The sequence below is a fragment of the Arthrobacter sp. efr-133-TYG-120 genome (assembly GCF_030209785.1).
GTDB lineage: Bacteria > Actinomycetota > Actinomycetes > Actinomycetales > Micrococcaceae > Arthrobacter.
In genome coordinates, this window is sequence record NZ_JARVRI010000021.1 from 1 (window position 1) to 12,628 (window position 12,628).

At 62.6% G+C, this 12,628-nt stretch carries 8 protein-coding genes; 5 read left to right on the forward strand and 3 right to left on the reverse strand.

Features of this window, described 5'->3' with window-relative positions:
- Positions 1–1,708 (reverse strand): pyruvate dehydrogenase (acetyl-transferring), homodimeric type (gene aceE, locus QRN51_RS13220; protein WP_284990318.1); only part of this gene is annotated, 1,708 nt, incomplete at its 3' end.
- Positions 1,709–2,052: 344 nt separating this feature from the next.
- Here aceE and QRN51_RS13225 point away from each other — a divergent pair.
- The 3 genes from QRN51_RS13225 (at position 2,053) to QRN51_RS13235 (ending at position 5,251) form a co-directional block, all read left to right on the forward strand.
- On the forward strand, positions 2,053–3,621 hold the full coding sequence (locus tag QRN51_RS13225) for an NCS1 family nucleobase:cation symporter-1 (RefSeq protein WP_284990319.1): 1,569 nt from the start codon (positions 2,053–2,055) through the stop codon (positions 3,619–3,621).
- 85 nt (positions 3,622–3,706) lie between these two features.
- On the forward strand, positions 3,707–4,465 hold the full coding sequence (locus QRN51_RS13230) for an aspartate/glutamate racemase family protein (protein WP_284990320.1): 759 nt from the start codon (positions 3,707–3,709) through the stop codon (positions 4,463–4,465).
- Between the two features lie 21 nt (positions 4,466–4,486).
- The gene (locus tag QRN51_RS13235) at positions 4,487–5,251 is read left to right on the forward strand and encodes an SDR family oxidoreductase (protein WP_284990321.1); all 765 of its coding nucleotides are present in this window, start codon (positions 4,487–4,489) and stop codon (positions 5,249–5,251) included.
- Here QRN51_RS13235 and QRN51_RS13240 read toward each other — a convergent pair.
- Positions 5,248–6,159 (reverse strand): glutaminase, encoded by a 912-nt coding sequence (locus tag QRN51_RS13240; protein WP_284990322.1) that lies wholly within the window; start codon positions 6,157–6,159, stop codon positions 5,248–5,250. The two genes, QRN51_RS13235 and QRN51_RS13240, sit on opposite strands and share 4 nt — an antisense overlap.
- A gap of 5 nt (positions 6,160–6,164) precedes the next feature.
- Complete coding sequence (locus QRN51_RS13245) at positions 6,165–7,781, reverse strand: PucR family transcriptional regulator (RefSeq protein WP_284990323.1); 1,617 nt, start codon at positions 7,779–7,781, stop codon at positions 6,165–6,167.
- Positions 7,782–8,053: 272 nt separating this feature from the next.
- Here QRN51_RS13245 and QRN51_RS13250 point away from each other — a divergent pair, with 272 nt between their 5' ends.
- On the forward strand, positions 8,054–9,652 hold the full coding sequence (locus tag QRN51_RS13250; RefSeq protein ID WP_284990324.1) for an amino acid permease: 1,599 nt from the start codon (positions 8,054–8,056) through the stop codon (positions 9,650–9,652).
- 14 nt (positions 9,653–9,666) lie between these two features.
- Positions 9,667–12,534, forward strand: a complete 2,868-nt coding sequence (locus QRN51_RS13255) for an aminotransferase class I/II-fold pyridoxal phosphate-dependent enzyme (protein WP_284990325.1) — start codon at positions 9,667–9,669, stop codon at positions 12,532–12,534.
- Positions 12,535–12,628: the final 94 nt, after the last annotated feature.

The window sequence follows — 12,628 nt, forward strand, 5'->3', positions numbered from 1 at the left end:
GGTCCCGGTCCACGGAGAGGTAGTTCTGGCCCTTGGGGTTGTAGATCTTCGCGGTGGGGAAGAACGCGTCCATGCCGAAGGTCCGGGATTCGTCCGGGACGACCGGGACAATCCGGTGCCCGAATTTCTTGTCGCGGAGCAGGTCTTTGAGCAGGCGGACGAAGGCCATGGTGGTGGCGGCCTGCTGCTTGCCGGTTCCCCGTTTGGCAACGTCAAAAGTCTTGGCGTCGGGCAGCTCGATGGCCGCATGGTTGGAACGCCGTTCGGGGACCGAACCTCCCAGTACAGCTCGGCGCTCAAGGAGATAGGCGATCTCGGGTGCGTCCATGCCGGGGTGGTAATACGGGGGACGGTACAGATCCTCTTCCAAACGGGCATCTGAAATCGGAATCCTGAGGTAGTCCCTGAATTCCTTGAGGTCTTCCATGGTGAGTTTCTTCATTTGGTGGGTCGCGTTGCGGCCCTCGAAGTGGGGTCCGAGTCCGTAGCCCTTGACGGTCTTGGCCAGGATCACGGTGGGTTTGCCCTTGAATTCGACCGCGGCCTTGTACGCGGCGTAGACCTTGCGGTAGTCGTGGCCGCCGCGCTTGAGGTTCCAGATCTGGTTGTCGTCCAGGTCCGCGACCATGTCCTTGGTGGCCGGGGTTTTCCCGAAGAAGTGTTCGCGGACGAACCCGCCGGATTCGGCCTTGTAGGTCTGGTAGTCCCCGTCGACGGTTTCGTTCATGATCTTCACCAGGGACCCGTCGGTGTCGCGGGCCAGCAGCTCGTCCCATTCCCGGCCCCAGACGACCTTGATGACGTTCCAGCCCGCGCCGCGGAAGAACGCCTCCAGTTCCTGCATGATCTTCCCGTTGCCCCGGACCGGTCCGTCCAGGCGCTGGAGGTTGCAGTTGATCACGAAGTTCAGGTTGTCCAGGTTCTCGTTCGCGGCGAGCTGGAGCAGGCCGCGGGACTCGGGCTCGTCCATTTCCCCGTCGCCCAGGAACGCCCAGACCTGCTGGTCACTGGTGTCCTTCAGGCCGCGGTCGTGCAGGTAGCGGTTGGACTGGGCCTGGTAGATCGCGTTCATCGGGCCGATGCCCATGGACACGGTGGGGAATTCCCAGAACGCGGGCATCAGTCGCGGGTGCGGGTAGGAGGAAAGGGCGTGGCCCTGCTTGGACTTTTCCTGCCGGAACCCGTCCAGGTCCTCCTCCGAGAGCCGGCCTTCCATGAACGCCCTGGCGTACATGCCCGGGGACGCGTGGCCCTGGAAGAAGACCTGGTCCCCGCCCGAGGGGTGGTCCTTGCCGCGGAAGAAATGGTTGAAACCGACCTCGTACAGGGTCGCGGCCCCGGCATAGGTGGAAATGTGCCCGCCCACCCCGATGTCCGCCCGCTGCGCCCGGTGCACCATCACGGCCGCGTTCCAGCGCATGTACGCCCGGTACCGGCGCTCGAATTCCTCGTTGCCCGGGAACTCCGCTTCCTGGTCCGCCGGGATCGTGTTCACGTAATCGGTGGTGGTCACCATCGGCACCCCCACCGACTGGGACCCCGCCCGCTGAAGCAGGCTGCGCATGATGAACTGCGCCCGCTCCGTGCCCTGCTCCCTGATCAACGCATCCAAAGACTCAACCCACTCGGCAGTCTCTTCCGGATCACGATCAGGCAGCTGGGAAGTCAACCCGCTAAGGATGTGTGAGGTCTCTTCTCCTGCAGCCACGTCCAACCTCTCTTCATTGAATGTCTGGGCGCTTGCACTGTGGTGCGCGCTGAACCGTGCATAGAAATTTCGTATTGTGAGAATAAAATTCTGTAATTCGAGATTAGCCATGCGTTCGTCAAGCGTCAATCTCGTCCCGCGGAGACTAGCGCCCATGGGGTCCCGCGGCGCCCACGCTGCCGTTTGTGACCGCCGTCGGGAGCTTGGCCCTTGACCAAAGGTGACCTAGCTCATACAGTTATTTCACTATTCAATAACTAGATTCCACGATGCGAAAAGCTTTAACTCCTCTCACAGCGTCTCGGAAGCCTAGTTGCAGCACCACAAAGAAGTGGAGATCCACGATGCAATCGACTCCCCCAGTCGGCGTCACAACGGCTCCGGAGCAGACCATCCTGCCAGGCAGTTCGGTCCATCCGTCAGTAGGAAATGAAACCCTGTGCGATGTGGCGTCCGTCGCAGCGGGCCGAGACATCAGCCCCACCCTCTATAACCTCGACCTCGCCCCTACCAAGAAGGAGGGTAGGCGCTGGACCAGCTACAGCATCTTCACCCTCTGGGCCAACGACGTCCACAGCCTTGGCAACTACGCTTTTGCGATCGGCCTCTTTTCCCTTGGCCTGGGCGGGTGGCAAATCCTCGTGGCCCTGGGCATCGGCGCCGTCTTGCTGTTCACCCTCTTGACCTTCTCCGGTTTCATGGGCCAGAAGACCGGTGTTCCCTTCCCGGTCATGAGCCGGATCAGCTTCGGTATCCGGGGCGCCCAGCTGGCAAGCCTCGTCCGCGGGGCCGTGGCCATCGCCTGGTTCGGAATCCAGACGTACCTTGCCTCCGTGGTGCTCCGCGTCATGCTTGTCGCCATGTTCCCCGGGCTCAAGGAGATGGACGCCAACTCGATCCTCGGCCTGTCCACCCTTGGTTGGATCGCTTTCGTATCGCTCTGGATTGTCCAGTTGGTCATTGTCAGCTTCGGCATGGAAATGATCCGAAAGTACGAGGCCTTCGCAGGCCCCATCATTCTCGCCACCATGCTGGCCATTGCCATCTGGGTCTTCGTGGAGGCCGGGGGTGCCATCCAGTGGTCCGGCATCAAGGGCCTCGAAGGCGGCGAGATGTGGCGCACGATCTTTGCCGGCGGCGCGCTCTGGGTCTCCATCTACGGCACGTTCGTCTTGAACTTCTGTGACTTCACCCGCTCCTCGGTGTCCAAGAAGTCGATTGTCCGTGGCAACTTCTGGGGCATCCCCATCAACATGCTCCTCTTCGGCGCAATCGTGGTGATCATGGCCGGCGGCCAGTACAAGATCAACGGCAAGATCATTGAAAGCCCCTCGGACATCGTGCAGAGCATCCCCAACACGCTCTTCCTGGTCCTGGCTTGCCTCGCTTTGCTGATCCTGACCATCGCGGTCAACTTGATGGCGAACTTCGTGGCACCCGTCTACGCCCTGACCAACCTCTTCCCCAAGCACCTGAACTTCCGCAAGGCAGCCTGGGTCAGCGGTACCATCGGCCTGATCATCCTGCCGTGGAACCTCTACAACAACCCCCTCGTGATCGTGTACTTCCTGGGCGGACTCGGCGCGCTGCTCGGCCCGCTGTTCGGCGTCGTCATGGCCGACTACTGGCTCCTGCGCCGCGGCAAGGTCAACGTCCTCGATCTCTACACGGACCACCCTTCGGGCACCTACTTCTACAAGCGAGGCGTCAACCCCAGGGCGATCGCCGCCATGGTTCCGGCCGCCGTCGTCGCTATCCTTATCGCGTTCGTTCCCGCACTGGAGGCCGCGGCACCGTTCGCCTGGTTCTTCGGCGCAGGCATCGGGGCGTTGTGCTACTACGTGTTCGCGGACAAGAAGCAGCAGCACACCGACGTCTCCGGCGAGCCGATCGCCGTCGTCAGCAACCACTAATATTCAACTCACTCGCAGTTGTTGTCGTTTTCGCCCGTCAAAATGACAACAACTGCGAGTTAGTTGGGCTATCCAGGAGGAACACATGCGCATCCTCGTCGCAAACGTCAACACCACCCAATCCATGACCGACTCCATCGCAGCCCAGGCGCGAAGCGTCGCGGCTCCCGGAACCGAGATCATCGGCATCACCCCGCGGTTCGGCGCCGATTCGTGCGAAGGGAACTTTGAAAGCTACCTCGCGGCCATCGCCGTGATGGACCGCGTGGTCAACTACCCCGAACCGTTCGACGCCGTCATCCAGGCCGGCTACGGCGAGCACGGCCGCGAGGGACTCCAGGAGCTCCTCGACGTTCCGGTGGTCGACATCACCGAGGCCGCGGCCAGCACCGCGATGTTCCTCGGGCACAAATACTCCGTGGTCACCACGTTGGACCGCGCGGTCCCGCTCATCGAGGACCGCCTCAAGCTTGCTGGCCTCGACGACCGCTGTGCATCCGTCCGCGCGAGCGGCATGGCAGTGCTGGAACTCGAGGAGTACCCGGAACGCGCAGTCGAGGCCATCGTGGAACAGGCCGAACGAGCCGTGCGTGACGACAAGGCCGAGGTCATCGTCCTCGGCTGCGGCGGCATGGCAGGACTCGACGAACAGATCCGCCAACGCTGCGGCGTTCCGGTGGTGGACGGCGTGGCCGCAGCCGTGACCATCGCCGAATCGCTCGTCCGCCTGGGACTGTCCACGTCCAAGGTCCGGACCTACGCCACACCGCGCCCCAAGACCGTCATAGGCTGGCCCCTGACCACAACGGACACGACGACGGCGGATGCTCCCGCCGCGCACTAGCCCGACAAACAGGAGAACCGCGTGAGCGAAACCATCCCCACCCGGCCCCGGGTGGCCGTCGTCACCGGAGCCGGCTCCGGGATCGGGCGGGCAGTTGCCCGGCTTCTGTTGGCGGAGGGCTACAGCGTTGCCCTCGCCGGCCGGCGGGAAGCGCAGCTTCTCGAGACTGCCAACGGCCACCCCGAGGCGCTTGCGGTGCCGTGCGATGTGACAGTGCCCGACGACGTCGCGCGCCTTTTCGAGGCGACCCGCCGGCGTTGGGGGAGGGTTGATGTCCTGTTCAATAACGCCGGCATCTTCGGCCCTTCCGGGGGTGTGGACGAGATCAGCGTGGCCGATTGGAATGCCACGTTGTCCGTGAATGTCACCGGATCCATGCTGTGCGCAGCGGAGGCCGTCCGGACGATGAAGGCGCAGGAGCCGCAAGGCGGACGCATCATCAACAACGGCTCCATCTCAGCCCATTCGCCGCGGCCATTGTCCGTCGCGTACACCGTGAGCAAGCACGCCATGAGCGGCCTGACCAAGAGCATCGAGCTGGACGGGCGTCCGTATGGCATTACGTGCGGGCAGATCGATATCGGCAACACACGCACCGAGATCATGGACACCATCGGCGTGGGCTCGGGGGCACTCCAGGCCGATGGAAGCAGGCGCGTGGAGCCGATGTTTCCCGTGGAGGACGCTGCCCGCGCGGTGCTCATGATGGCGAACATGCCGGCGTCGGCCAATGTCGGCTCCGTGGTGGTGACCGCTGCGGGAATGCCGTTCGTGGGCCGCGGCTAGAAAATCGACCAGCCCGTGCGGGTGGTGAACTCGTCGAGGGCGGCAACGCCCGCGAGTGAATTCCCGGATCGTCCCAGGCCGGGGCTCCAGACGCAGATGGTGCATTTGTTGGGTACCACTGCCACAATGCCGCCACCCACTCCGCTCTTTCCAGGGAGTCCTACGCGGTAGGCGAATTCGCCGGCGGCGTCGTAGGTGCCGCACGTGAGCATCACGGCGTTGATTCTCTTGGTCTGGGACGGGGACAGCAGCGGTGTGCCGTTCCCGCGCAGCCCGTTGTTGGCCAGGAACCTGCTCGCCAGGGCCAAGTCGGTGCAGCTCATTTCCAGGGCGCACTGGCTGATGTAAGCCTCGAGGACCGATTCCACGGGGTTTTCCAGGTTCCCGTAGCTCGCCAGGAAGTGTGCCAGCGAGGCATTGCGGTGGCTGTTGGCCGCCTCCGACGCTGCCACTTCGGGGTCCGTATCGACGGAGTTGTTACCGCTTTCTTGGCGGAGCAATTCCCGGACGGGAGATGGCGAGCTGCCCGCGATGCTGAGCAGCCTGTCCGTGACAACAAGGGCGCCGGCGTTGATGAACGGATTCCGCGGAATTCCGTCCTCATGTTCCAGCTGCACCAAGGAATTGAATGGATTGCCTGAAGGCTCCCTGAACACGCGCTTCCAGATCCGGTCGCCATCGCCAGCGAGCACGAGGGCGAGGGCGTAGACCTTCGAAATGCTTTGGATGGAGAAGGGCACGTCGGCGTCTCCGGAGGAGAACACGTCGCCGTTGGCGGTTGCCACGGAAATGCCGAATTGCTTGGCATCCACCGCGGCCAGGCTCGGGATGTAGTCGGCAGGTGCTCCTTGGCCGAGCAAGGGCCGGACCGTGCCGACAATGTCGTCAAGGAGATTCTGGAGGTCCATGCTACTTAGTTCCGTCCTTCGGAGTGGGTCCACAGCCTGAGCTGAAGATGTGCGAGCAACCGTTGCTCTGCGGACTGGAGGTCGATGCCCGCCACTTCGCACGCACGCCTCAGGCGGTAATGCACCGTATTCCGGTGGACGGCCAGTTCCTCTGCGCACCGGTTCACATCGCCGAAGAATTCAAGGTAGGTCAATAGCGTTGTAGCGAACTCGGGGTATCGCTTGCACAGCACGGTGATGCCTCCGTGCCGAAGGTCGGTCCTTGACGCCAGAAGCTCCAGCAATTCCTTGGTCAAAACGGTTGTTTCCACGTCGGCGTAGGACGCCACATGGATTGAGGGTGTGCTTTCCAGGACCTTCAGTACACTGCGGACATGCTCCAGGGTGCCATGCAATGCATCGAGGCGTTCGACGACGGGTCCGACGGCGGCCTGCACCTGGCAGTGCAGGTGGACCCTTGCGTCCCGGACAATGAGGTTGATGAGGCGGTTGATGGCCGGCGGGGACTTCACTGGGTCAAGATCGGGAAGAATCATGGCTATTTCCAGGCCGATGGCTCCCACCACAGCACCTGGTCGGTAGGCCGCCGCATGGATCGATGCCACATTCGCCAACTCGCCGCGCCGCAGTTGTAGGCCCGCCGCGGACTCGTCGTCGCCTTTGGCGGAAATCAGGACGAGGGCCGCCGGCTTGGATGGATCGATGCCCGCGGACTGTGCCTGGGAGTGGATCTGCGGAGTGCCGCTGAGCAGGCTGGAGATCCTGTCGCGCCGCAGTGCCTGGGACTGTTCGTTGCGGTGCCGGACCAGTTCTATCGCCGCGTGCCGTGCAGCTCCGACCATGAGTTTGTCCGTGTTGGGAGCGAGGGGTTCCTTCCCTTCTTGAAGCCAGATGTACCCCAGGATCCGGTTGCCCGCGTGGATCCCGATGGCCACCCGTTCCCGTAGGCCTTCCGTCGGGTTGGCTTCCATGTGGATGGGAGCTTCGGCCGCTTGCAGGTGCTTATAGACCCCGGACTCTTTCAACAGTTTTTGGTAGCGTTCGGGTCCACGTCGGGCCAGGATGGAGAGCCTGCGTAGTTCATCGACGTCGTTGGAGGCCGGTGAATACGCCAGGACGCGGTTTGCGGGATCCTCAATGACGACGTGGCCGTTGGTCAGGGTGGCGGTGGTCTGGGCGATCGCAAAAAGATCCCGGTGGATGATCGTGGACGCGTCCGTGGAAAGTGCCGGCTCCTGGATGCGGTCCTTGGCGATACTCTCCAGCGTGCCCCAGCTCATTGCGGGAGACACGGCAATCAGGCCGATTCCGGTGGGAAGCAGCATTTCCCGGACGGCGTCCAGTTCCTCCTCGCTCCCTTTGACCGCGACGGCGGCGGGGTAGTCCGGAATCAGCTTCCGGATGCTCGGCAATGCCGCGCGACCCCGGACTCCGATCAGCAAGACCAAGCTCCCGCGTTGGACGGCCGTTTCGTCCTCGGCGTCCACGATCACGGTTTCACGAACCGTGCCATTGTCCATTCCGGGAGGAACCAGCAGCTGCCCGTTGTCGACGCCGATGTCTTCAAGTATGTCGCTGAGCATGGCGCCAATGACATGCTCGGCAGATTCAAGGGGTGCCACCCGTATTCACTTCCTCTAAGCGGCTTAGCCGCGCTCACAGCCATGAACATTACTCGCACTCAGGCGGAACGGAGTTGTTATTCGCGCACAACGGGGATCCGGCGAATTTAGCTGGCCAGACAGTTCCTTCCCTTCCGCTGGAACCTAGAGTTGTTTTCCGTCCCCGCGCTGACGATCCAGCAGTGCAGCTGTGATCCAACACTCAAGCCGGGGGACAAGTTCTGGAGCATGCAGCCGCACCCGCGGAACCGGAGTCAAAGGAGACCCCTGGAATGAAACGCACACTGAACTCGCCTGCGCCAAGCCCGATCGCCGGGGCTCGGATTGCCGGGCTTGATCCCGCTGATTCGCTGGAAAACAACCGGGAGCTTCTTGGCGACCGTTCAACCTCGGCGCAGGACTTTTCGAGCGAGGAGGCCGGGTACCACAAGACGCTCAAGCCGCGGCAGATCCAAATGATAGCCATCGGTGGAGCGATCGGAACGGGCCTTTTCATGGGGGCAGGTGGCCGATTGAACGGTTCCGGCCCAGCCTTGATCTTCGTCTACGCCCTTTGCGGGTTCTTTGCGTTCCTGATTCTGCGCGCCCTCGGCGAACTGGTCCTCCACAGGCCCTCCTCGGGTTCGTTCGTGTCCTATGCCAGGGAGTTCTATGGCGAGAAGATGGCCTATGCGGCCGGCTGGCTGTACTTCCTCAACTGGGCCATGACGTCGATTGTCGATGTCACGGCCGTGGCGCTTTACGTCAAGTTCTGGGGACAATTCTGGGAGCCGCTGCAAACGATCCCGCAATGGCTTATCGCCCTTTGCGCCCTTGTCATTGTGCTGGCCCTGAACCTCGTCTCCGTGAAGATCTTCGGCGAGATGGAATTCTGGTTCGCCCTGATCAAGGTGACCGCGCTGGTAGCCTTCCTCGTCGTCGGGGTCTGCTTCATCGTCTTTGGTGGGAAGACCGACATCGGCGTTCCAGGGCTGGGCGTGATCCTGGACCACGGCGGAGCTTTCCCGACCGGTGCCGTAGCGCCCTTGCTGGCGATCAGCGGCGTCGTGTTCGCGTATGCCGCGATTGAACTTGTTGGTACGGCTGCAGGCGAAACTGCCAATCCGGAAAGGGTGATGCCGAAGGCCGTCAACACGGTCGTCTTCCGGATTGCGCTCTTCTATGTCGGTTCTGTGGTGCTGCTCTCGCTGCTCTTGCCGTTCACGGCGTACAAATCCGGCGAATCGCCCTTCGTCACCTTCTTTTCCCATCTCGGAGATCCCCATGCCGCGGCCGTTTCGGCATCGGTGATGAACTTCGTTGTCCTGACAGCCGCCTTGTCGAGCCTCAACGCCGGCCTCTATTCCACGGGCCGGATCTTGAGGTCGATGGCGGTCAATGGCTCCGCGCCACAGTTCACCGCCAGGATGAGCAAATCGGGGGTGCCTTATGGCGGCATCCTGCTGACAGCCGTGATCACTCTGCTTGGCGTCGGCCTGAATGCCCTCGTGCCGTCCCAAGTGTTCGAGATCGTTCTCGAGGTCTCTGCGATCGGGATCATCGGCGGCTGGGCAACCATCATCCTGTGCCACATCAAGCTTCAGGCCTGGGTCAGGCTCGGCAAGGCCGTTCGTCCGTCATTCCGGCTCTTCGGAGCCCCCTTCACTTCATACCTCACGCTCGCCTTCCTCGCCTTCGTTCTTGTCACGATGGGCTTCTCGGAGACGGGGCGCTGGGTCCTCGCTTCCCTTCTGCTCCTGATACCCCTCCTCATTGCCGGCTGGTTCGCTTGCCGCAAACGCATCCTGGAGGCAGCCGAGGCCCGGCGCGGCCACACTGGCGACCTTCCCGTCGTCGCCGGTTCCTTCTCCCAGGGCGGCCGACGCTCCTGATGCACAACGAATTGATGGAAAGCGGAACCACTTTGCCCGGCATCACGCCCCGAAACAGCAGCGCCACCCTGACGACGGAAACCACTCCGAGCAAGCGAAGCCACGTGAACAGCCAACCTCCAAGGCAGGACATCCAGACGCCCAGCAGCGCGTGGCGTTCGCGCGCTGACGCGTGGGAGTTTCTCGGGTACGCGTTCAAGCAGCTGGCAAAGGGAGGACAGGGAATGCAGTCGCTCTCCGGACTGCAGGATCAAGCCGTCCAGGCGCTGCGCCTTCTTCAGGCCATGGAACTGTATTGGGCGGGGCCGGGGCTCGCCGCGTTGGCGCCGTTACTAAACTGCATGGATTCGGGCGATTACGACGCCGGATTGGGCATGATCCGCGGAATGGCGCACCTGATGCCTTCCGCCGGTCCGGGACCAGTAGGTCCGCGTCCAGCCAGCCCGGGACCGGTCAGCCCGGACCGGGTCGGCCAAGAACCAGGGCAGTCCGGGGCGGAGCGCTCTATTTCGGGTGTCCCGGAAGACGGCCGGGAGCGGCGGCCGGCGAGGGAGCGTCCCCGGTTCGATGTCCTGTTTGTCGACGACATGACTGAACAAGAAGCCGAAGCGCTGAAAGCGGAATTGCTGGCCCAGCGGAGGCCGTCCGATGCCTTCACCTATGAACTCATCGTGGTTCCCAGCTACGAGGATGCGCTGGTTGCCTTGGTCCTGAACCCAGCCATCCAAGCGTGCATTCTCCGCCCGGGATTCAGCATCGCCAGCAGCCAGCCGCTTGGCCGCGACCTGAGGAAATACCTTGCCGGCCTCGTGGGCACTGACCTTGCGGGCATGCCACCGCTGGGCAGGTTCCTCAGCCTTGCCGAGCAGATCTCCGAGTTGCGCCCCGAACTGGACGTGTACCTGGTAGCCGGTGTGGCCATGGAGAGCCTCGCGGGCTCACTGACGAAGCGGTTCCGGAGGATTTTCCGCAGGCAGGACAATCTCGACCTGCATCTGTCGCTGTTGTCGGGTGTTGCCGAGCGGTACCGGACTCCGTTTTTCACCGCACTGCAGGAATACAGCCGGCGGCCGGCCAGCGTCTTCCACGCCTTGCCGATCTCCCGCGGTGGCTCGGTGGGCAATTCGCCCTGGATCCGCGACATGGCCGATTTCTACGGCATGAACCTCCTCTTGGCCGAGACGTCCGCGACGTCGGGAGGCCTCGATTCGCTGTTGGATCCGCACGGATCGATCAAGGAGGCCCAAGACTTGGCGGCGCGGGCTTTCGGTTCCCAGAAAACCTTCTTCGTCACCAATGGAACATCCACCGCCAACAAGATCGTCCATCAGTCCATCCTTGCTCCAGGGGATGTGGTCCTCGTCGACCGCAACTGCCACAAATCCCATCACTACGCTTTCGTCCTCGCGGGAGCCCGGGTTTCCTACTTGGACGCCTACCCGCTGGACAAGTTCGCCTTCTACGGTGCCGTGCCGTTGGCCACGATCAAGGCCCGGTTGCTGGCCTACCGACGTGCCGGGCGCTTGGATGAAGTCAAGTTGATCACTTTGACCAACTGCACCTTCGACGGCATCGTCTATGACGTAGAACGCGTCATGGAAGAATGCCTGGCCATCAAACCGGACCTCGTCTTCCTTTGGGACGAGGCCTGGTTCGCCTTCGCCCGGTCCCACCCCGTCTTTCGGCGCAGGACGGCCATGGCCGCGGCGAGGAAGCTTGAGGCCTCATTCAGTGATCCCGGCTATGCCGCCAGGCACGCCGAACAAGCGGCATCTCTCCACGATCCAGTGACGGGTGCGCCCGCCGACGATGAACTCTGGCTGAAGACCCGGCTTATTCCGGATCCAGCGAAAGCGCGGCTGCGCGTCTACGCCACGCAGTCCACCCACAAGACCCTCACCTCGCTACGTCAGGGATCCATGATCCATGTCTTCGACCAAGACTTCAGCGAGCATAACCAAGAGTCATTTCGCGAAGCATATATGACCCACACCTCCACGTCGCCCAATTACCAGATCCTTGCTTCGCTCGACATCGGCCGCCGCCAGGTGGAGCTTGAGGGTTTCGGCCTGGTGCAGAAACAGGCGGATCTGGCAACCATCGTTGCCCAGGCAGTGGCCCGCCACCCCCTACTGAAGAAATACTTCCGGGTCCTCACGTCGAGGGACCTCATTGCGGCACCCTATCGGGAAACCGGCAGTGCCATGCCGCTCCGGGATGGGCTGGCGGCACTGGCGGACGCCTGGCTGCACGACGAGTTCGTCGTCGACCCCAGCCGCCTCACGCTGGACATCAGCCGGACAGGGATCGACGGCGATACTTTCCGGCACCGGTACCTCGCCGACAAGCACGGCATCCAAGTCAACAAGACGTCACGTAACACCGTGCTGTTCATGACCAACATCGGCACCTCCCGCAGCGCTGTCGCCTACCTGATCGAAGTCCTCGTCAAGCTGGCAGAGTCCTTCGAAGAGGAACGGCCGGCGAGGAAAACGGCAGACGAAGGTCTCGCCGCGGGGCTCACGGGAACCACTCCGCCGTTGCCCGATTTCAGCAGCTTCGCGGACCGCTACCGGCGCGATCCGCTCAGTCCTGATGGGGACATCCGTGCCGCCTATTTCGAGAGCTACAAGGATGGATCAACCACCTACCTGTCCGCGGGAGACCTCAAGGCCAGGGTCGCGGAAGGCGAGGAAGTTGTTTCGGCCGGATTCGTCACGCCTTACCCTCCGGGCTTCCCCATCCTTGTCCCGGGCCAGGTCATCACCAGCCAGGCGCTGGAGTTCATGGAGGCTCTCGATACGCGGGAAGTCCACGGCTTCGACCCACTTCGTGGGTTCAGGATCTTCACGGACAAGGCGGGCGAGGAAGCGCAGCACTGATTTCGCTTATTCCGCATTGTGAAATTTGAATTTCCCCTTGTGGAATGAAGTGATCGGGATTACATTTGAAAACAACCCCCCAAATCAGGGGCTG

Excerpts from the sequence above, each read along its gene's own strand:
- QRN51_RS13250 (WP_284990324.1), top strand. The coding sequence starts at position 8,054 with ATGAAACGCACACTGAACTCGCCTGCGCCAAGCCCGATCGCCGGGGCT.
- QRN51_RS13240 (WP_284990322.1), bottom strand. The coding sequence starts at position 6,159 with ATGGACCTCCAGAATCTCCTTGACGACATTGTCGGCACGGTCCGGCCC.
- QRN51_RS13230 (WP_284990320.1), top strand. The coding sequence starts at position 3,707 with ATGCGCATCCTCGTCGCAAACGTCAACACCACCCAATCCATGACCGAC.
- QRN51_RS13255 (WP_284990325.1), top strand. The coding sequence starts at position 9,667 with ATGGAAAGCGGAACCACTTTGCCCGGCATCACGCCCCGAAACAGCAGC.
- QRN51_RS13225 (WP_284990319.1), top strand. The coding sequence starts at position 2,053 with ATGCAATCGACTCCCCCAGTCGGCGTCACAACGGCTCCGGAGCAGACC.